General features: G+C 63.9%; 15 protein-coding genes and 2 pseudogenes. 12 read left to right on the forward strand and 5 right to left on the reverse strand.

Annotated features, from left to right (window positions below; genetic code table 11):
• The first annotated feature begins 5 nt into the window (after window positions 1-5).
• On the forward strand, window positions 6-602 hold the full coding sequence (locus D9X30_RS19545) for a chemotaxis protein CheB (RefSeq protein WP_153947886.1): 597 nt from the start codon (window positions 6-8) through the stop codon (window positions 600-602).
• Between the two features lie 8 nt (window positions 603-610).
• On the forward strand, window positions 611-1753 hold the full coding sequence (locus tag D9X30_RS19550; protein ID WP_153947885.1) for a hybrid sensor histidine kinase/response regulator: 1143 nt from the start codon (window positions 611-613) through the stop codon (window positions 1751-1753).
• A gap of 91 nt (window positions 1754-1844) precedes the next feature.
• Here the strand turns inward: D9X30_RS19550 and mdeB are convergent, their stop codons facing one another.
• Window positions 1845-4508 (reverse strand): alpha-ketoglutarate dehydrogenase, encoded by a 2664-nt coding sequence (mdeB, locus tag D9X30_RS19555; RefSeq protein ID WP_153947883.1) that lies wholly within the window; start codon window positions 4506-4508, stop codon window positions 1845-1847.
• A gap of 27 nt (window positions 4509-4535) precedes the next feature.
• Here mdeB and D9X30_RS19560 point away from each other — a divergent pair, with 27 nt between their 5' ends.
• From D9X30_RS19560 to D9X30_RS19570, 3 genes are all read left to right on the forward strand, one after another.
• Window positions 4536-4754, forward strand: coding sequence for a hypothetical protein (locus tag D9X30_RS19560; protein ID WP_153947882.1), 219 nt, complete (start codon window positions 4536-4538; stop codon window positions 4752-4754).
• A gap of 19 nt (window positions 4755-4773) precedes the next feature.
• The gene (locus D9X30_RS19565) at window positions 4774-5178 is read left to right on the forward strand and encodes an SRPBCC family protein (protein ID WP_153947880.1); all 405 of its coding nucleotides are present in this window, start codon (window positions 4774-4776) and stop codon (window positions 5176-5178) included.
• 273 nt (window positions 5179-5451) lie between these two features.
• On the forward strand, window positions 5452-6789 hold the full coding sequence (locus tag D9X30_RS19570; RefSeq protein WP_153947878.1) for an epoxide hydrolase family protein: 1338 nt from the start codon (window positions 5452-5454) through the stop codon (window positions 6787-6789).
• Window positions 6790-6859: 70 nt separating this feature from the next.
• On the opposite strand, the gene D9X30_RS19575 is transcribed toward D9X30_RS19570, so the two are convergent.
• Complete coding sequence (locus D9X30_RS19575; protein ID WP_153947876.1) at window positions 6860-7753, reverse strand: DMT family transporter; 894 nt, start codon at window positions 7751-7753, stop codon at window positions 6860-6862.
• Between the two features lie 420 nt (window positions 7754-8173).
• Between D9X30_RS19575 and D9X30_RS19580 the strand changes: the two genes are divergently transcribed.
• The 4 genes and pseudogenes from D9X30_RS19580 (at window position 8174) to D9X30_RS19595 (ending at window position 12603) form a co-directional block, all read left to right on the forward strand.
• On the forward strand, window positions 8174-8698 hold the full coding sequence (locus D9X30_RS19580; RefSeq protein WP_153947874.1) for a metal-dependent hydrolase: 525 nt from the start codon (window positions 8174-8176) through the stop codon (window positions 8696-8698).
• A gap of 71 nt (window positions 8699-8769) precedes the next feature.
• Window positions 8770-8892, forward strand: a pseudogene (locus D9X30_RS19585) (YeeE/YedE family protein); the annotation flags it as partial.
• A gap of 2 nt (window positions 8893-8894) precedes the next feature.
• Complete coding sequence (locus tag D9X30_RS19590; RefSeq protein WP_153947873.1) at window positions 8895-9317, forward strand: DUF6691 family protein; 423 nt, start codon at window positions 8895-8897, stop codon at window positions 9315-9317.
• Window positions 9318-9540: 223 nt separating this feature from the next.
• The gene (locus tag D9X30_RS19595; RefSeq protein ID WP_228770929.1) at window positions 9541-12603 is read left to right on the forward strand and encodes an autotransporter family protein; all 3063 of its coding nucleotides are present in this window, start codon (window positions 9541-9543) and stop codon (window positions 12601-12603) included.
• A 59-nt stretch (window positions 12604-12662) separates the two neighbouring features.
• Here the strand turns inward: D9X30_RS19595 and D9X30_RS19600 are convergent, their stop codons facing one another.
• The 3 genes from D9X30_RS19600 to D9X30_RS19610 all read right to left on the reverse strand — a co-directional run bounded on the left by D9X30_RS19600 (window position 12663) and on the right by D9X30_RS19610 (window position 17902).
• Window positions 12663-14867: an amylo-alpha-1,6-glucosidase gene (locus D9X30_RS19600; RefSeq protein ID WP_153947871.1), complete on the reverse strand. Its 2205-nt coding sequence runs from the start codon at window positions 14865-14867 to the stop codon at window positions 12663-12665.
• A gap of 16 nt (window positions 14868-14883) precedes the next feature.
• Window positions 14884-15975, reverse strand: coding sequence for a glycosyltransferase family 4 protein (locus D9X30_RS19605; RefSeq protein ID WP_153947869.1), 1092 nt, complete (start codon window positions 15973-15975; stop codon window positions 14884-14886).
• Between the two features lie 214 nt (window positions 15976-16189).
• Window positions 16190-17902: an ABC transporter ATP-binding protein/permease gene (locus tag D9X30_RS19610; RefSeq protein ID WP_153947868.1), complete on the reverse strand. Its 1713-nt coding sequence runs from the start codon at window positions 17900-17902 to the stop codon at window positions 16190-16192.
• 76 nt (window positions 17903-17978) lie between these two features.
• On the opposite strand from D9X30_RS19610, the gene D9X30_RS19615 reads away from it, so the two are divergent.
• The 3 genes and pseudogenes from D9X30_RS19615 to D9X30_RS19625 form a co-directional block, all read left to right on the forward strand.
• Window positions 17979-20396: a DUF637 domain-containing protein gene (locus D9X30_RS19615; RefSeq protein WP_153947866.1), complete on the forward strand. Its 2418-nt coding sequence runs from the start codon at window positions 17979-17981 to the stop codon at window positions 20394-20396.
• An 8-nt stretch (window positions 20397-20404) separates the two neighbouring features.
• Window positions 20405-20800 carry a hypothetical protein gene (locus D9X30_RS19620; RefSeq protein WP_153947864.1) on the forward strand — a complete coding sequence of 132 codons (396 nt, stop codon included), beginning with the start codon at window positions 20405-20407 and terminating at the stop codon, window positions 20798-20800.
• Between the two features lie 275 nt (window positions 20801-21075).
• Window positions 21076-21343: pseudogene (locus D9X30_RS19625) on the forward strand (IS3 family transposase); the annotation flags it as partial.

The raw sequence follows: 21343 nt of genomic DNA on the forward strand, positions 1-21343 counted from the left end.
CCATCATGCAGACCGCGACGCAACCGTGCAGGGGAGTAGTGATCGGTGGCTCGGCCGGCGCGCTGGAGGCACTGAACGCCGTCTTGCCGATGCTGCCCGCGCGCTTCATGCCGCCGGTGGTGGTCGTCATGCATCAGCTGGCGTCGAGCCCGAGCCTGCTGCCGGGACTGTTCGCCGTGCGTTGCGCGATGCCCGTGCACGAGGCGGAAGACAAGCTGACGGTCGAGCCGGGCCATCTCTATCTGGCGCCACCGGACTATCACCTGCTGCTGGAACGGGACCCCGACACGCCGGACAGCGTGCGGCTGGCCCTGTCGGTGGCGCCGCCCGTGCGGTTTTCGCGGCCGTCGATCGACGTGCTGTTCGAGTCGGCCGCCGTCGCGTGGCGGGAGGGCGCGCTGGGCGTGCTGCTGTCGGGCGCCAACGACGATGGTGCGCGCGGCCTGGCCGTGATTCGCGCGGCGGGCGGCCGCACCTGGGTGCAGTCGCCGGAATCCGCCATGGTGGAGACCATGCCGCAAGAGGCGATCGCGCGCGGCGCGGCCGACCACATACTGACCCTGGAAGCGATCGGCCACGGGCTGGCCCGCCTGACTGAATGACGCCTACCATGCAAGCTCCCGTGAAGATCCTCGCCGTCGACGACATTGCGGCCAACCTGACCGCGCTGGACGCCGTACTGGCCAAGCCTGGCATAGAGATCGTCCATGCCAATTCCGGCGCGCAGGCGCTGGAACTGCTACTCGACCACGAATTCGGGCTGGCCATCCTGGACGTGCACATGCCCGAGATGGACGGCTTCGAGCTGGCCGAACTGATGCGCGGCAGCAAGCGCACGAGCCAGATCCCGATCCTGTTCCTGACGGCCGCCGGGCATGACAGCCAGCGCGCGTTTCGCGGCTATGCGTCGGGCGCGGTGGATTTCCTGTTCAAGCCCGTGGATGCGCGTGTGCTGTCGGCCAAGGTCGATGTGTTCGTGCAACTGGCCCAGCAAAAGCAGCTACTGGCCGAGCAGCTGGAAACCGCCCAGCAGCTGCTGAAGACCAATGAAATGCTGATGGCCGTGCTGGCGCACGATCTCCGTACGCCGCTATCGGCCATCATCGCCTCGGCGTCGTTCCTGGGCCGCTTCGGGGGCGAGGAAAAGCTGAAGCCGGCCACGGACCGGATTGCCCGCAGCAGCCAGCGCATGGCGCGCATGGTGGACCAGCTGCTGCATGTGGCGCGCCTGCATGGCGGACGGGTCAGCCTGATGCCGCAGGCGGCGGATCTGGGCGCGATCTGCGCGGCCATCGTCGATGAATGCCAGGCGTCGCGCGGCGAGCTGCAGCTGGTGCTGGAGCAACTGGGCGATACCCGGGCCACCATCGATCCCGACCTGATTGCCCAGGTGGTGCAGAACCTGGTGGGCAACGCGCTGCAGCACGGCGATGCCGGCACGCCGGTGACCGTGCGCGTGGACGGTACGGCCCCGGACCGCGTGACGGTGGCGGTGTCCAACGGCGGCACGATCGATGCCCGCGTGCTGCCGCATATCTTCGACGCCTTCCATTCGGGGATGGGTGCGACGGCGGCCGCCACTGGCGGCAGCCATTCCGAAGGGCTTGGGCTCGGTCTCTATATCGCCCGCGAGTTGGCCATGCTGCACGGCGGCACCGTCGTGGCCGAATCGTCGCCCGAGCTTCGCAACACGGTATTTACGGTGACGCTGCCACGGGAGTGCTGCAAGGCACAGCGCGCCATCCAGCCCTGACGCCGCCGGTTGCGAACCCCGGGCCGGGACCCGCCGTCGCATCCCATCGCGATGCCACTGACCGCGCCAGTCGGCGCAGGTCGCCTGCCGGTCAGCGGCTCCAGGGCGCCGCGCCGGCAGCCAGCCCGTAACGCGCCAGCGCCTGCGCGTGCAGCGCGGCGTCGACGGCATAGAGCGCGCTGGCGGCGATATGGTGCCGGTCGATCTCGAAGAAGCGCCGCAGCGCGCCGCGCGTGTCGCTGCGGCCAAAGCCGTCGGTGCCCAGGGCGATATAGCGCGCCGGCACGTAGGGCGCGATCAGCTGGGCATAGGCGCGCACGTAATCGGTGGCGGCAATGACCGGGACCGTGCCGGGCAGGCAGCGCGCGACATGGCTGGTGGTGTCGGCAGGGGCCGCGCCGGTGCCGAACATCTGCTGGCGTTCGCAGTCGCGCGCATCGCGGGCCAGTTCCGGAAAGCTCGTCACGCTCCAGATTTCGCTGGCAATGTTCCAGTCCTGCGCCAGCAGGTCGGCGGCGGCGATGACCTCCCGCAGGATCGGGCCCGATCCCAGCAGCCGCACGCGGGCGACGCCGTCGCCGCGCGTGCCGAAGCGGTACATGCCGCGCACCACGTCGGCGTGTGCCGAGGCGGGCAGGGGCGGATGCGCGTAGTTCTCGTTGTTGACGGTGATGTAGTAGAACTCGTCGCGCTGCTGCTCCAGCATCGCGCGTGCGCCGTGGTCGATGATGATTGCGGCCTCGCCGATGAATGCCGGGTCATAGGCGCGGCAGTTCGGCACCGTGGCGGCTACCAGCTGGCTGCTGCCGTCCTGGTGTTGCAGGCCCTCGCCGGAAAGCGTGGTGCGGCCGGCAGTGGCGCCGATCAGGAAACCGCGGGCGCGTTGGTCGGCGGCGGCCCAGATCATGTCGCCCACGCGCTGAAAGCCGAACATCGAGTAGTAGATATAGAACGGCAGCATCGGCTCGCCGCTGACGCTGTACGACGTGGCCGCCGCCGTCCACGACGCCATCGCGCCGGCCTCGGTAATGCCTTCCTCCAGTAGCTGGCCGTCGCGGCTTTCCTTGTAGTAGAGCATCGAGCCGGCGTCCTCCGGCTCGTAGAGCTGGCCCTGCGGCGCATAGATGCCGATTTGCCGGAACAGGTTGGCCATGCCGAAGGTGCGCGCTTCATCGGCCACGATCGGCACGATGCGCGGGCCGAGCGTGCGGTCTTTGATCAGGTTGGTGAACAGACGCACCACGCCCGTGGTGGTCGATACCTCGCGCCCGTCGGGCGTCAGGGCAAAGCCGGCGTAGCTGTCGAGCGGCGGCACCGGCAAGGCCGGCGCGGTGTCGGTGCGCCGGGGCAGGTGCCCGCCCAGCGCAGCCCGACGCTCGCGCAGGTACGCCATTTCGGGGCTGTTGTCGGCTGGCTTGTAGAACTGCATCGATTCGAGCGCGGCGTCGTCGATGGGCAGCGCAAAGCGGTGGCGAAACGCGCGCAGGGCTTCGATGTCGAGCTTCTTCTGCTGGTGGGCGGTCATGCGCGATTCGCCGGCATTGCTCATGCCGTAGCCTTTCTTGGTCTTGGCCAGGATCACGGTGGGCTGGCCGGGATGATGGGCGGCGGCATGATAGGCCGCATGGAGCTTGCGCAGGTCGTGGCCGCCACGACGCAGGCCGTCGATGTCGGCCGCGCTCATGCCCGCCACCAGCGCCTTCAGTTCCGGGTCCTGGTGGAAGAAGTGCGACAGGTTGTAGTCGCCATCCTTGGCGCCCAGGTTCTGGTACTCGCCATCGACCATGGCCGCAAAACGCTTGAGCAGCGCGTGGCTGGTATCGCGGGCAAACAGGGCGTCCCATTCCGAGCCCCAGATCACCTTGATGACGTTCCAGCCCGCGCCGCTGAACAGGGCTTCCAGCTCGTTGATGACCTGGCCGTTGCCGCGCACCGGGCCATCGAGCCGTTGCAGGTTGCAGTTGATCACGAACGTCAGGTTGTCCAGGCCTTCGCGGGCGGCCAGCGACAAGGCGGCCAGCGATTCGGGCTCGTCCATCTCGCCATCGCCAAACACCCCCCAGACGCGCCGGCCAGCCGTGGCGGCAATGCCGCGATGCGCGAGGTAGCGCAGGAATCGCGCCTGGTAGATGGCGCTGATCGGGCCGATGCCCATCGAGCCGGTGGGAAACTGCCAGAAATCGGGCATCAGCCACGGATGCGGGTACGAGCACAGGCCGCCGCCATCGACTTCCTGCCGGTAGCGGCTCAGTTGCGCCTCGGAAAGACGGCCTTCCAGGAACGCGCGCGCATAGACGCCGGGGGCCGAATGCGGCTGGAAGAAGACCAGATCGCCCTTGCGCTCCGGCGTATCGGCGCGAAAGAAATGCTGGAAGCCCACTTCGAAGATCTCGGCGGCTGACGCGTAGCTGGCCAGGTGGCCGCCCAGTTCGCCATACGCCTTGTTGGCGCGGACCACCATCGCCAGCGCATTCCAGCGCAGGATGGCCGTCAGCCGCTGTTCGATGGCCAGGTTGCCGGGGTAGGGCGGCTGCGCCTGCGGCGCAATGGTGTTCTGGTAGGCGGAGTAGGGGTGCGGGCGTGTGTCCAGACCCAGATGGGCGGCATGCTGGCCAAGCCGTTCCAGCAGGAAGCCCGCGCGCCGGGGCCCCGCTGCCGACACGATGCCGCTCAGGGCGTCCATCCATTCCTGTGTTTCCAGTGGATCGATATCGCCATCGATCTGCAGTGGCTGAAGTGGTTCGGCGCGGCCCATGATCGGTCTCCGGATGCGAATGCCCTTGTGGTGACATCGATTTTAGGGGCCGGACCGGAACAGAACGTCCCGGATTGCGCGGTGGAAACCGAGCATGACGGCATGATGTGCTGCCATGCCGTCTATTTCCAGCATAATCCTCTTAAGAACGGAAAAGTGGCAGGCGAGGCGGCCAAGGGATGGCATCCGTGGAAGATGGCGATTGCGTTCGTCATGACGGCGACCTATGGTTATCCGTCCGGCTAACTATTTCGGAGACGCAACAATGAAGCTCACCGTACAAACCACCGTCGCCGCCCCGATCGACAAGGTGTGGCGCGCCTACACCACGCCCGAGGACATCAAGCAGTGGAATGCTGCCTCCGATGACTGGCACACCACGGCCGCGTCGGTCGACCTGCGCGTTGGCGGCGCGTTCTCATCGCGGATGGAGGCCAAGGACGGCAGCATGGGCTTCGATTTCGCGGGCACCTACACCGAGATCGTGCCGAACCGGCGCATCGTGTACGCCTTTGGCGACCGGAACGCCGAGGTCGATTTTGCCGATAGCCCGCAAGGCGTGACGGTGCGCGTGAGCTTCGACCCGGAGTCGGAATACCCGGTGGAACAACAGCAGCAGGGCTGGCAGAGCATTCTCGACAATTTCAAACGGTACGTCGAAGCGAGGTAGTGGCGGCATCCGGTCCGGTCCGATGCACGTCGAAGCATGGTGTACGCCCCCGCGTCGGAACCGCGCGCCTGCGGAAAGCGCCGGAGCGCCGGACCGGCTGCGCGATCTGTATCCCCTTGTATCGCCGCGGCTGGGCGATACATGACGATCCAAAAAGGTGCATGGATCGACATTTCACGCGTGCATTCGGTTTCTAGACTGCGATGGTTCATTCACGCCCGCTACGGTTTCCTTCCGTCAGGAAACAGGCGGCGCCAACCAGGAGAACCATTGATGTCGCATGCTCTGACCCCAGATTTCCCGGCGGCTCGCCGGACCGTTGCCGCCGCGGCCACACTGGCGGCCATCGCTTTCGCCGGATACCTGCAGCCCGCCAGGGCCGCGGACGCTGCCCCCAAGGCCAAGGCCGTCGCCGCCCAGGCCAACGCCGACGAGAGCATCCGTCCCTTCCACGTGCATGTGCCGCAGGCCCAGCTGGACGACCTGCGCCGCCGCATCGCGGCCACGCGCTGGCCCGACAAGGAAACCGTCAGCGACGATTCCCAGGGCATCCAGACCGCCCGTGTGCAGGAACTGGTCAAGTATTGGGGCACCCAGTACGACTGGCGCAAGGCCGAGGCGCAACTCAATGCGCTGCCGCAGTTCGTGACGAAGATCGATGGGCTGGACATCCATTTCATCCACGTGAAGTCGCGCCATCCGAACGCGCTGCCGCTGATCCTGACCCACGGCTGGCCGGGCTCGGTCTTCGAGTTCACCAAGACCATCGGGCCGCTGACCGACCCCACCGCGTATGGTGGCCGCGCCGAAGATGCGTTCGACGTGATCATTCCGTCGATTCCCGGCTACGGGTTCTCCGCGCGGCCGGCCGAATTGGGCTGGGGCCCGGATCGCACGGCGCGTGCCTGGGACACCCTGATGAAGCGGCTGGGCTATACGCAATACGTGTCACAGGGCGGTGACCACGGATCGGTCATTTCCGACGCGCTCGCCCGCCAGGCGCCGCCGGGACTCAAGGCCATCCACCTGAACATGCCGGCCACGGTGCCGGGCCCGCTGATGAAGTCGATCCTGGCCGGCGATGCGGCGCCGTCCGAGCTGACCGATCCGGAACGCAAGGCCTACCAGTCCCTGAGCCGCTTCTTCGGCCGCAATGCCGCCTATGGCGCGATGATGGTGACGCGTCCGCAAACCATCGGCTATTCGCTGTCGGACTCGCCGGCGGGCCTGGCGTCGTTCACGTACGAGAAGATCGCCGAATGGAGCGACAGTGGCGGCGTGCCCGAGCGCGTGCTGTCGCGCGATGCCATCCTGAACGACATCACGCTCTACTGGCTCACCAATACCGGCGCATCGTCGTCGCGCTTCTACTGGGAGAACAACAACAACAACTTCAGCGCCGAGACGCAGAAGACGCGCGATATCAAGGTGCCGGTGGCCATCAGCGTGTTCCCGCACGAGATCTACCAGGCGCCGGAAAGCTGGAGCAAGCAGGCATACCCGTCGCTGTACTACTACCACGCGGTGGCCAAGGGTGGTCATTTCGCGGCGTGGGAACAGCCGCAGCTGTTTGCGGAGGAACTGCGGGCGGCGTTCAGATCGGTGCGGTAAAGCGATCTGGCGCCGGGCTTGACCCGCTTTTTGGCCCGGCCTTCTGGCCGGGCTTCCTTGTGCGCGTGGCCTAGCGGCGCTGGGCCAGCCAGATGCCGGCGCCAATGCAGACCAGGCCGGCGGCGTGATACCAATGCGGGGAATCGCCCAGCAGCACGGTCGACAGCACGGCGGCAAACAGCGGTGTCAGCGTGATGAAGAACACCGGCAGCTGGGCGCCGGCGCGCGCAATGGCGCGATCCCACGCAAAGTACGCCAGCAACGACGGCACGGTGCCCACATAGAGCAGGATCCAGCCAACCTTGCTGCTCCATTGCAACGGTTGGCTCAGGGTGCCGATCTCCCACGCTGCCAACGGGATGCTCGCGATCACGCCGGCTACGATCTGCGCGAACAGCAACACCTGCAGCGGCAGGTCCGGTCGATGCTTGCGGAGCAGCCAGGTATAGACGCTCCAGGCAATCGTTGCAGCCAGCATGAACAGATCGCCCGCGACGAATGCCATCTGGGCCAGCCGGGCCGGCTCGCCACGCATCAATACGAACGACACGCCCACCAGGCATAGCAGGGCGCCTGCCACGTGCCACGTCCGCAGTCGTTCCCGGAAGAAGCAGGCGCCGATAATCAGCAGGAAGAGCGGCGTCGAGGCGCCGATCAGCGTGACGTTGATTGGCGTGGAGGTGGTCAGCGCCAGGTACTGGAACGCGTTGTAGCTGGCGATGGACAATACGCCCATGGCGACCAGCATGCCCGTGTGCCGCCACAGTGCCGCACGATGGGCAACCACGCCTGGCCACGCGTAGGGCGCCAGCAGCAGGCCCGCGATGAGCCAGCGCACGAGATTCAGCGTGATCGGCGGCACGCTGCCCGCTGCCAGGCGCCCGACAATCGCATTTCCGGCCCAGGCCAGTGGCGGAAACGTCAGCAGGAACAGCGTGGTGGAATCGATGCGGGTTGTTTTCATGGAAATACTGGCACGGCGGCACGATGCGGGCCAAGTTGCCAGCCGGGCGGGCGATGGGATCTTGTTGGGTGGGGAACGTATGCTGCGATGGCCGCCGGGCGATTGTACCGGCTGGCGGTACATCGGCGCATCGACACGTTGGCGCGAAGGAGGGCGGGGACGTCGCTGGCGGGTCAGGCCGCACCTACGCAGGGATCGGCTCAGATCGTCGCGGATGAGCATGGCGCCAAGGACCATGGCCTGCGCGGATCCGATCAAGCCCCGTGTTCCATTGGACCAAGGTCCTACGATCGCCGGGCCGGGTTGCCCGCTCGTCAAGACAATCAGGGGCGGCGTTGCCTGCATCGCTGGCGTTTCCCGTGGACATCTGCCAAGATTGCGCCCCGCTGACCACCGCCGCCGAATACGCATCGCTTCACCATGGCTTCCAACAAGGCACATCACGCCACCGGATGGGCGGCGGCCGTTATCGCCGTTGCCGTCATCGCCAGGCACGGCGGGGACGGGTGGTATGGGGCGGGCGTGCTCGGTTTCGTGGCCGCGTTGTGCGGCAGCACCGCGCCCGACTGGCTGGAAATTGCGTGGTGGTCAAGGTCGCGGCGCCTTTGGATTACCCACCGGTCCTGGACGCATTGGGGCGTCGCATGGGTCGGTCTTCTGGTGTGGTCCTGGCACGCGCTGGGCTCACATGCGCTGGCTGCGCCGGCATTCGGCTTCGCCTGCGGCGGTGTCATGCACCTGCTGGCCGACTGGCCCAATCCGCTGGGCGTGCCGTGGATCGCCGGGCGCCATTCGCTGAACTGGTGGAAAAGCGGGCGCTGTGACCTGTTTGTCGTCGCGGCCTCATGGCTGATCGCCTTTCTTGTTTCCGACGATCTGTGGTTTTACGGGCAGCATAGCGTGGCGCTGCTCCACCATTTGCGCACGGCGACGATGCGCTTTTGACGGCGTTTGGGTTCCTGACAAGGTGCATGGCATGATCACGGCTTTCTTGAGGAACTACGATAATGCTGGTAACCAGCGGACATGGCGTTTGCGGAATGTCTCGCGGCTCGGTCCGGTCCATCGTGGCGACTTTGACCTTTATGGCGGCCGGATTCCTGACAGTCTTCGTGCAGCGGCACATATTGGGAGCGTGAGCATGCCATGCCTTTTTGCGCTGCTGGCCGGCCTGATATTCGGCATCGGACTAATCGTTTCCGGGATGGCCAATCCGGCCAAGGTACTCGGCTTTCTTGATCTGGCAGGTTCCTGGGACCCTTCACTGGCGTTCGTCATGATCGGCGCCATCGCCCTGACCTTGCTTGGCGTATTTGTCGCCCGGCGCCGCGGACGAACGTTTCTGGGGTTGCCGCTGCAGTGGCCGGCGAATACCGGCGTCACGGCGCGGCTCGTGCTGGGCAGTGCGTGCTTTGGTATCGGCTGGGGGCTGGCAGGATTTTGTCCGGGCCCGGCACTTGTTGCGCTGGGTGCGGGGTATCCCAAGGCCGTCGGTTTTGTCGCGGCCATGCTGGCCGGCATGGGGGTATTCGAGGTTGTGGAGCGGGCTCGCGCGCGAAGGTAACGGCGCGGGGAAAAATCCGCGCGTCACGAAACCGAATATTCTGAATAATCAGAAGCTGTTGGATATTCCCGTGTCGCCGGTGGATAGCGAAGATATCTGCAGGTGGGAATGGATGTGCGTAAGTGACAAGAAGATGTTTATCTGACGTTTAAAAACGATTCACTTCACCTGGTGATCTGCCAATCTTATTCTCCACGAAGCCCCAATATCCGTGCGGCGAGTGATGGAATTCTGGACAGAAACCAAAATGAAAATCCTGCGTGATTCCCGTCGCCGCGCAATGCGGCGGAGCCTGCTTTTCGCAGCGATGGCCGGCGATGCAATATCGCTGGGTTTACCGGGAACTGCGGCGGCGGCTCAGCTCATCGTCAATGGAGTTACGCCGGTCACGGCGAACAACACCACATACGCCAGCGCCACCAGTTCGGGCCGTACCAGTTCCGCAATCTACGTCAGGGGCGCGGGGCAATTGACGGGCACGAATCTGACCGCGACAACCAATACATCTAGCGCATCTGCGATTGCCGCTGAAGCTGGCGGAATTGCTACGCTATCTGGTGGATTGCTGGGATCGAGCTTTCCAGGCGCGCTTTCCTATACGGTGTTGGCGCGCGATGCCGGTTCATCGATCACGCTCAACGACGTCGCGGTGATCAGCACGGCCTCGTCGGCCGTAGTCGGCAACAATGCCGGCCGCATCGCGCTGAATGGCGGCAGCGTGACACTGAACCGCGCCAGCGGCTCCGATCCCGCGATGGCCGTGCTGGCGCAAGGCGGCGCGACGATTACCACGCAGGACACCAACATTGCTGTCACCGGCGACCAGCTGCGCGGTGCTTCATCGCTGAGTTCAACGGTGAACCTGACCGGCGGCACGGTGGCGGTGAATGGCGCCAACTCGTTCGGCCCGTATGCCGATCGCTTGGCGACCGGGGGCCCTACCGGCGACGTGCTGACCGCCAGCGGTGTCAGGATCACCACGGCCGGCGCAGGCTCGACGGCCGTCCAGGTGCTGACCGGCGCCGGCGCCACGCTGCGCGACATGGATATCGTCACGACGGGCGCCGACGCCATTGGCATCCACGCCGGGCTGGGCGCGGCCGTCAATGTCAATGGCACGCTGAAGATATCGACCCAGGGTGACCGCGCGTACGGCGCCGACGCGGGCGGGTTGTTGAACGGCAAGCCGTCAACCCTGACCCTGGGTATCACAGGCACGATTGACACCGCTGGCATCCAGGCGCACGGCCTGCTGGCCCGTGAGGGCGGTGTGGTGTCCCTGAACGGCGGCAGCGTCACCACGCGCGGCGCCGATGCCGCTGCCATCGCCGCGCGGGCTTCGACTGTCAGCGTCACGGGGGCCAGCCTGGCGAGCAATGCGGGCGTCGGGGCGCTGGTCGTGGGCAACAGCACGGTCGGACTCACAAATACCGCGCTCACGGCGGCGCAGCACGGTGTCAGCATCGTGGCGCAATCGGGACTGATTGCCGCGCTGCCGCCGGAAGTGCGCGACGGTGCGACGACGGCCGTGACGGCGGAGCCGCCCGCGGCGCCGGCTTCCAATGTCGTGACCGTCCAGGGCGGCAGTATTCGCGCAGGCGGCGACCTGTTTCGTGTCGAGGGGACGTCGGCCAGTATCACGCTGTCCGGAGGCGTGCAGGCCAACACCGGCAGCGGCCTGTTGCTGAACGCGCTGAGATCGGGCACGAGCGGCAGCCGGGTCAGCTTCGTCATGGATGGCACCAGCCTGACCGGTGACATCACCGCCGACGCCGCGAGCGTCGTCACGGCCAACCTGCAGAACAGCGCGGTGCTGACCGGCAAGATCGATCCAGTCAGCGTGACCATCGACGGCACCAGCCGCTGGAACATGACCGCAAATTCCCAGCTCACCAACCTTGGCATGGCAAGCGGCGCGCTGGTGCAGTTTCAGCCGCCCGCTGCCGGCGCGTTCAAGACGCTGACCATCCAGGGGGCGCTGAGCGGCAACGGCACGGTTGGATTGAATACGGTGCTGGCTGGCGATGGCGCCGCCAGCGACAGGATCGTGATCAACGGCGGCACCGCGGCAGGCACCACTGGCCTGCGGATTGCCAACGCGGGTGGCGCTGGCGCCGTGACCACTGCCAATGGCATACAGGTGGTGGATGCCGTGAACGGGGGCACCACCGCCGCGACCGCCTTCGCGCTGGACGGCCGTGCCGTGGCTGGCGCCTACGAATACCGCCTCTTCCGTGGCGCGGCGGACGGGTCGAGTGCCGATGCGTGGTATCTGCGTTCGGAGCAGACTTCGCCCAATCCGCCCGCGCCGCCAGGCCCGCCGACGCCGCTTTACCGTCCGGAAGTCTCGGCCTATCTGGCCAATCAGCACCTTGCAGGCCAGATGTTCGTCCATAGCCTGCACGATCGGCTCGGTGAACCGCAGTATGTGGAAGGGCAGGGCTTCGATCCCGGCCAGGACAAGCCGCGCGCTGGATGGCTGCGGGTGGTTGGCAACTGGCAGGGCAGCAAAAGCGCCAATGGCATCTTCAAGGCAAGCACCAACTCCTTCCTGATGCATGGGGGCGCCGAGCTTGCAAAATGGCAGGTCTTCAGTGGCGCCGACCGCGCTCACGTCGGGCTGATGGGCAGCTACGGCTATGCCAACACCAACGCGACGGCTCAGGGCAATCCGTTCAGCGCCAAGGGAACCGTCGAAGGGTGGGGCGTGGGCGGCTATGGCACCTGGTACCAGAACGACGAACACAAGCTTGGCGCCTATGTCGACACGTGGTTCCAGTACGGCTGGTTCACCAACCACGTCGATGGCCAGCAATTGCCATCGGTACGGTACAACGCCCAGGGCTGGGCGGTTTCCGGCGAAACGGGCTACGCCATGCCGTTGCGCAACGACTGGGTGATCGAGCCGCAAGGCCAGGTCGTCTATGTCGGCTATAGCGAATCAGACATCACCGAGCCCGGGGGTACGCGCGTGACGGGCGCCAACTCCCACGGCTGGATCACACGCCTCGGCGCCCGCCTCCATCGAACGTTCCTGCGCCCGGACGACCGCAAGCTACAGCCGTATCTGACGCTGAACTGGTGGCATACCAGTGTGACCAGCAGCATATCGTTCAACGATTTGCCATTGGGCAGCATGTACCCGTCGAACCGCTACGAGGTCAAGCTGGGGCTCAATGCCGATCTGGGCAAACGCTGGACGGGGTGGACCAACGTGTCAGATGCCTGGGGTGCACAGAGCTTTTATCAGTATGCGGTACGGGTCGGGATCAAGTATGCGTGGTAAGGCAGGTTGTAGAGCCTTGCCGGTCGTAAACCACGCTGACCCCCGATGTCGGCCAACCATCAGTTTGTTGTGGTGACGACCACGTTTCCGCGCCGGCCCAGGACACTGACCATGACGCTTCGGGCGGCACGCTTGAGCAGAACATCCGCCGATTCGCTGCCAAGCGTCAGTCCATACAGCGCCACTTCGTCCATGAAATCGGGAAGACGCGGATGACGAAACTTGATCTCGCCGGCGGCCAGGTCGAAATCGAGTCCCAGGCAGGATTGCAACAACGACAGCGGCGTCGCGGCAGCCCAGGCCTGGGGACTGCATGCCACCGGATATAGGGTCGGCCCGCGATTGCGCCGACGCGCGAAACCACAAAAGAGTTCGGGCAATCGGCGCAGGTCAATATGCGTCGCGGCCGAAAATAGACCGTCGAAGATGCCCAATGCCGCGTCATGTATGCCGTAGCGTGCGAACCCGGCGGCGACGATAGCGTTGTCGTGGGGCCATACCGATCCGTTGTGGTAGCTCATGGGGTTGTAGCGCGCCTCTGTCGCGGCGACAGTGCGCACACCCCAGCCGGAGAACGACGCGCTTCCCATCAGTGCGGCCGCAACGGACTCGGCGCGTTCCGGCAAGGCGATGCCGGTGTATAGCGCGTGGCCCGCGTTGGACGTCTGCACGCGGCAAGGCCGCTTGTCACCATCGAGCGCCAATGCGTAGGTGCCCAGTTCGGGATCGAAGAATGCCTGGTCGAACCGCGCGCGCAGATCGTGTGCTTTCGCCTCCAGCGCCGAGGCGCGCTCGCCGTGTCCCAGGCGGCGCGCGATGCGGGCGGCTGCCTTCCACGCCCCATAGACATACGCCTGGACTTCCACAAGGGCAATGGGCCCTTGTGCGAGCGTGCCGTCTTTGTGAAAGATCGAATCGCGGCTGTCCTTCCACCCTTGATTCAGCAGCCCATCGGACGAATACCTGCCGTACTCCACAAAGCCGTCTCCATCCCGGTCGCCGTAGTCCTCGATCCACTGAAGCGCCAAATCAATATGCGGCCATAGTCCCTTTATCGTTGCTTCGTCGTGGGTGCGGTCCAAATAGGCACCGGCCAGCATGACGAACAGCGGCGTGGAATCGATACTGCCGTAGTAACGCCGGAACGGCACTTCACCAAGATTGGCCATTTCGCCCTGGCGGCTTTCATGCAGGATCTTCCCGGGCTCCGCGTCGGCCGCCGGGTCCAGGGTTGTGGCTTGGTTTGCGGCCAGATAGCACAGCACACCGCGGGAAATGGCGGGGTCCAGCCAAAGGGTTTCAAGTGCCGTGATCAGCGCGTCGCGGCCGAAGAAGGTGCTGAACCACGGAATGCCGGCATACGGATACGGGCCGTATGACGTGCGGGTGCTCAGCATATAGAGATCCGAAATGCTGCGGCCCGTCGCCTCGTTGAATATGTCGTTCGATGTGACTACGCGTGTCGCACGGCTGGACAGCGTCTGCAGGGAACGACGCGCGGCCCGCAATGCCGTCGGAAACGCCCGACGCGGCGAACGTTCGTCCTGCCGGGTGCTATCGCAGCAGATTTCGATATACAGCAACTGGGTTTTCAGCGGGGGCAATTCCAGTTCGAACACGGCCTCGTTCTCGCTCAGGCGCGTGGGAGGCGGGTCGAAGCAAAGGTGTGTGGTGCGCTCGTATCCGTCCAGACCGGTGTAGGCCAGCGTCGCCCCATTCGTGCACAGTTCCGTTGCCTGCATCTTGCCTCGCCTGACGCGGCGGGCGCCTCGCACCTCGAACAGGTCAGCGAAATCCGCGGCAAAGGCCAGTTCGATCGCAATCCGCCGGGGTCGCTCGTCATAGTTTCTCAGGGCCAGACGTTCATAACATGTGCCGTCCCACAGGAATCTGGATCGACGCAGATGGATCAGATCGTGCGCCATCGCGAGCCGTCCATCGGCATCGAAGAGATCCGGATTCGTCAGATCGCAAGTGAGTGCGGCATTGTCGTCCCGCAGCACGGAACTGAGCAGTATCGGACACCAGCCGCCAAAGGTAAGGTGGAAGTGCGAGAGGTGACGGGTATCCCGGTAGTACAGGCCGTCCGATCCACCTCCGCCCGATACGGCATCGCCGCGCTGATCGAATACCGCAAAGATGTCGCCATGCTTGAGCGTACGGGTGTGGCCTTCCCGCAGAGAGCGTGAGGCCGCGACGATGATCGGTGCGGCAGGGGAGGCGTCAGGGGTCTGATTGCCGCCGTCTTCCGGGGTATCTAGCATCGTTCGCCCTCCAAGATCAGGCCGCCAGGCCAGCGATTGCAGGTGACGTCGGGAACGCCACCTGCCTGGCAGGTTCCGAGGCGTATCTGGTGCCGTTATAGAGCGCAATGTAATCGTGCGCCATGCGCGTCGCGCTGAATCGCCGGACGAACCTGCGACGGACACCAGCGCGATCGATATCGCCGATGTGGCGGACAGCATCCACCGCTGCATCCATGGTATCGACGATGGAGCCCGTCACGCCATCCTCCACCACTTCCGGCACCGAACCGCAACGGAACGCGATGACCGGCGTGCCGCACGCCATGGACTCGATCATGGCCAGGCCGAAAGGCTCCGGCCAATCGATGGGAAACAGCAATGCGCTGGCATCACCCAGAAACCGGGCTTTCTCGCGTTCCCCAATCTCGCCGAGGTATTCGACATTCCGGTGACGCCTGATCAACGGTGCGATCGTGGTGTCCCAATAAGCGCGGTCAACCGCGTCCACCTTTGCGGCGATCTTGAGCGCCATGCCGGAGCGTACTGCAATCTCGATGGCGCGGTCCGGGCGCTTTTCGGGGGAAATCCGGCCCAGGAAAGCGAGATAGCCGCCCCGTGCTACGGAATGAAACGCCAGCAAGCCTTCTGGTAACCCATGATAGACATTCCCGGCCCAAGCGACCGGCGGCATGGGCAGGCGCTGGGCCAGCGAGATGGACACCAGCGGCACATCGGAGAACGTTTCGTAGAACGGCTTCAGGTCAGGCAGATCGAGCCGGCCGTGTAGCGTGGTGATGGTGCGCTGGGATAAGCGCCGGACGAGCGGGAAATGCAGCATCTCGGTGTGGAAGTGCAGCACGTCGAAATCGTCTGCCCGCCGGCACACCTCATCGAGCATCATGATGTGATACGGCAACGGGTCCCTGACGGCGGGGTTGGATCGAAGGGCCTGGTCAACGCAACTGACCAGGCGGGCGGGTGTCGAGGAATCGCCACAGGCGAACAGGGTGACGTCGTGGCCCTGACGGACAAGTTCATCGGTGAGGTAGGCGACGACTCGCTCGGTGCCACCGTACTGCTTGGGAGGGCAACATTCGTGCAGTGGGGCGATTTGTGCAATTCTCATTTCCGATGCGTCTCCCCATGCCTGCCGTCAACTCACTGGGGTAAGGTCAGCAAACGGCATGCCGGCCCTGAGCGACACGTCCCGGCCACACGCACCTCCAAAAAAGCAATCCCGACCAAGACAGAACTTCCTGTTTTGTAAAGCTGCCGAGACTCGCCATACGCGGCGCCTTTGTTGGAGTGGATCGCGAGTCATGCAGGACGCCTGCATGTGGCTAACGGGCGAACCGGTAATCGTGCGTGGGGTAGAGCTGCCAGTCGCCATTGCCGCACAACTCCAGCACCTCGTTGTGATACGGCAGCAGGGTGGGGCGGTGACTGACGCTGACGATCGTGGTGCGGCTGGCGACCAGCTGGCTGTAGAGGCGGGTCTCATTGCCGATGTCCAGCGCGCTGGTCGCCTCGTCAAGCAAGGCGTAGCGGGGACGCGCCAGCAGCAGCCGGGCGAATGCCAGGCGTTGCTGCTCGCCGAGCGACAGGACCTTGCTCCAGTCCAGTTCCGCATCGAGCCCGCCGAACCGTTGCACCATGTCGGGCAGATTGACCATATCGAGCAGCTTCAGAAGATCGACGTCCGGTATGTGCCGCCCCGCGCAGGCGGGATAGAGCAACTGACAGCGAAGGTTGCCAACCGCCATGTAGGGACGCTGCGGCACGATCATCATCTGGTCCGCTTCAGGGCGCACGATTCGGCCGCTACCGCAATTCCACAGGCCGCTAATGGCTCGCAATATCGAACTCTTGCCACCGCCGCTTGGCCCCACGATGAGCAGGTTCCTGCCTGGCGCCACCGTTACGGAGAGGTCATTGAGCAAGGTGCGCTGGTAGTCGGGCGTATGCAGCGTCAGGTGCTCCAGCGACAGCGTGTTGCCCCGACGATGCTCGATGTGGCTGCCAGGTTTGCGGCGAACGATGCGCGTGGAGGCCAGCGAAGAGGCGAAAGTGGTCAGCCGGTCCACGCCCGCGAGGAAGCGGCTCAGGCTCTCGAAGTTATCGACGATGACCGTCAGTGCCGCCAACACGGCCGCGAAGGCCCCGGCGGCCTGGATCGCACTGCCAACTTCGAGTTCGCCATCCAGCACGCGATGAGCGACGATCACGCTGGGCAGCATCAGGGTCAGGAACGCGTAGGCATACTGGAACAGGTAGAGATTGAGCTCCCAGCGGATCAGCTTGTTGAAGTTGGCGAACACATGCTGAAATCGGCTGCGCACATGATCGGATTCGTGCTGCTCGCCGCGATGGAAAGTAATCGATTCGGCATGCTCGCGCACACGGATCAGGCTGAAGCGGAAGTCGGCCTCGCATTTGAGCTGGTAGAAGTTCAGCCCGATCAGCACCTTGCCGAAGCACAGCACCGAGACCACCGTGCCACAGATGGCATAGAGCACCAGGAACGCCACCAACTCGCGCGATATCGACCACAGTACCTTGCTGAACCCGACCAGCTGCAGCACCGCGCCCAGCATCAAGAGCAGAAAGTACAGCGACTGCTGCGTGAAGGTGCTTATGTCCTCTGAAATACGCTGATCCGGGTTATCGATGGCCGTATTCGCATTCAGCGTATAGAAGGCGCAGCCGCCGAAATACTTGTCCAGATAGTGGTGCGTCATCCACGCTCGCCAATGGAGGAACAGCTTGTGCCGGGTGTAGTAGTAAAAGGCATAGACAGGCACGGCGGCAATCAGGACGTAGACGAAGACCTCGATGGCGTCCCAGAACCGGTCGGCGTCCCTGGCAGCCAAGGCTGAGGCAAACTCCCCCGTTTGCCGGTTGAAGAGCACATTGGTCCACGTCTGGCCAAACAACAGGCACACCAGCATCGCCAGCAGCGCCCACGCCTTCCACTTTTCCCGTGACAGCCAGTATGGCTTGGCGATGCTAAAGAAGCGCTTCCACAGATTGCCATCGCGTGTAGACATAGCCATTTCGTCCCGCAATGCCTATGGGGAAGGCTTGCACGCCTGCACATAGGCCTTTAGCACCCGGGTGGACGCATTTCGCGTGCCAACGACGTGGGTGCATCACGATCCAGACCGGATCGCTCAATCACAATGGCGCGCTGATCAGCGGTGGCCGCAACGTCAACGTGCAGGCCAGCAACTACAGCAAGCCGCGCTGGCGCAGACGGGGCAGGAAAGCTTCATCAGCGGCCTGTCGTGGGACAGCCAGAACAACCTGTCGGTGACCGATCAGGAAAAACTGGCGCTCTACAAGAACGCCGCCGATTACGCGAAGGAACACAACCTGGCGCTGGGCCAGGCACTGAGCGCGGACCAGGTGAAGGCGCTGGACGCGCCGATGCTGTGGTACGTCGAACAGGCGGTACCTGATCCTCGATGCACGTTGGCAAGCACGATCTGCCCGAGCGTCAATGCGCTCGTGCCGCAGGTCTACCTGCCTGAAGGCTATGCACAGGCGCTGGCGGTGCCTACGGGTGGCACGATCAGCGGCGAGAACATCAAGCTGACCATTGACGGCCAGCTTCGCAACTCTGGTCAGGTCATCGCGCGCGACACGCTGACGGTCAAGGCCGAGAGCATAGAACTGAGCCCGAACGTGGTGTCCATCGGCACCAACGCCTACAAGGCGCAGGGCGGCTGGAACGTAGTGACCGGTACCGTGGTGCAGCCCGGCGGCTTCTTGTCGGCAATGCACATGGACATCGAAGCCGACAGCATCCGGGCCATCAACGACGCCTTCCGCGTGACCCGCACCGACGGCTCGGTCGACCCTGACGCCAGCGCAGCGCTGGTGGCGCAGCTCAAGGAAAGCCTGGGGCTGAAATACACCGAAGGCACGGTCGCCGACGACATCCATACGCGGTTTATCAAGGAGAAGAAGGGCTTCGGCATCATCGGCCAGATTGTGGCGATGGTGGCGGCGGTGGCGATTTCGATTGTCACGGCGGGGGCGGGGGCGGCTCTGATGGGCGTTGCGCTGGCAGAAATGAGCGTGATGCAAGCGGCGTTGGCCGTGGCAATCGACGGGCTGATTGCAGGCACGCTTTCGAGCATGGTGGCCCAAGTTATCACGACCGGCTCACTGAATATTGGCGCGGCGCTTAAAACCGGTGCGATTTCGGGCCTGACAGCGGGGTTGACGCAGGGTGCACTTGGCGCGATGAACTTGAGCAACGCCGGTATCAGCAGCATTGGCGACAATATCGCCAAGGGCAACTGGACACAGGTGGCTGGCCAACTTGGGAGCTATGCCCAGGCAACCGTCATTCGCTCAGCTATCAGCGCCGGCATCAACACGGCGGTGTATGGCGGCAGTTTCGGGCAGGCGTTTGCCGGAGGACTGGTGCGCGATGCGGCGGCGCTGGCCGCGAATGCTGCTGGGGTCAAACTGCCGGGGATTGGCTCTGATGGCGCCAATACTGAGACCATCATTGCCAATGCAGCGGCGCACGCCTTGATCGGCTGCGCGGCGCAAGGGTTGACGGGTGGGGATTGTGCTGGGGGTGCCATTGGCGGGGCGGCATCGGCCATAGCAGCACCGTTGATTCGCGATACGGTGTATGCCGACAGCCCGGTGCTGAACTACAGCGATGACCCGGTGCGTCAGGCGCTCACGGTGGGTCTGGCGACGCTGATCGGCGGAGCAACCGGGGCCCTGCTGGGCAAGGACGCCACGTCAGCCGCGCTGGCCGCGCAGAACGAGGCGCTGAACAATGCGACATCGACAGGCCCTGCACGCGGCATTGCGAATCGTGAGAATGCGCGGCTGACAAAGTTGTGCGAGCCAAATTGCACGCTGGAGGACTTCAACCGCATCGATACCCAGGTCCGGCAGGTGGAGGCGGCGGCGGCGCTTGCCAAGATGAACAACCTGACGCCAGAGCAGACACAGAAGCTGGCCGATACGCTGTCGAATCTCTTGCCGTACTATGGTTCGGCAGCGATGCTTTACCAGGCGGTGACGGGGCAGACCCTGAGTGGTCAGGAACTGGGGACTGCAGACCGCTGGTTGTCGGGGATTCTGGGTGCCATCCCGGTGGGCGCGGCGGCTTACGGCAAGATCAGTGAGTTTGTTGCAGCAAAGGGCATTGTTGGAGGTGCAACCGGGACGGTCTGGGACTCAATAAAGGCGACCCAGCCAACCTATCCGGGGTCCGTCATCCCCAAATCTTTTGAGATGTCATTGCCAAATGGGCAAAGTGTTTGGGTGCATGGCAATGCGACCGAGCATTTGGCTGAATATGCTCAGATGGTGGCTACAAACAATCCTCCAAATGTTGTTCGACTCACGACACAACAACAACTGGCAAGCTTGCAGGGAGCCGTGAATACGGCAACACAAGGTAGCGTGCCATACAACCAGCTCGTGAATGTAGCGGGATGGGAGTTGAAGTTTGCCCCGCCGCGACAGCCTGGGCAAATGCCAGCCCTTATCCATGCAGTTCCTACAGGAAAGTAATACAAGCCATGGTTATCAATATTGAAAAGCCCTTGCGACTGTCCCTTGACGTTGTCGAGACGGACGAACATGTTCCTTCAATGAGAATGCAGATCGCTGTTGACGTGCAGCAGTTCGGACATGAGCTGGCGTATAGGGGTAATGCATGGTTCGACTGCGCAACGTGGGATACGTTTGTTCAGGGGCTAGCCGCGCCTGATACAACGAAGGTCTCTCTTGTTGATATGGGTGATCACTTCGCGCTAACGCTCGGCGTGGTGAGTGGGCGCTTGGAGCTAGCTTGGGAAATGAAGAAGCGTGATACCTCTGGAGCCGTTACTACTGCCACGTTCCGTTCTCCCATTGATGCCGAAACGTTTGCCCATGTAACGCTGCAGTTCAAAGAGTTCGAACGCTGGTGGTAGTTGTTACTAGTGGCGCGGATATGAGGAATCCGGCTCTGGCCGGGTTCCTCGTTTCTGCAGGTGTTGCTCTACAGTTCCTGTGACGGTCCGGATACCGTTTGCACGTTGTCGACGACGACGTGCTCGCCGTCCAGGTCGAAGCGCACGAACTGGCGCCTGCCGTCGGGGAAGCGCTTCTCGACGAGCCCCTTGGGGTGTCCGGGGTCGATACGTAGACATTTCTATTTGGCCTAAGGGGGGTGCGGACGAAAACTTGGACTACTTGGAGGTAGTTCATGTATTCGTACGAGGATCGGATCCGGGCGGTCAGGCTCTATTTCAAGTACGGGGGAAAGACGGCAACTGTCGTTCGTGAGCTGGGCTATCCGTCAGGTAAGAACCTGAAGCGGTGGGTCGACATCTACGAGGCTGCCGGCGACTTACCAAAGCGTTACCGTCCAAAACCTAGATACACGCTCGAGCAAAAGCGCGTGGCAGTGGATCACTACTTCACTCATGGCTGCTCTCTGGCTGGCAGCCGGAGAGCCCTCGGATATCCGAGCA

This window comes from Cupriavidus sp. U2 (assembly GCF_009663685.2).
GTDB classification, from domain to species: domain Bacteria; phylum Pseudomonadota; class Gammaproteobacteria; order Burkholderiales; family Burkholderiaceae; genus Cupriavidus; species Cupriavidus necator_C.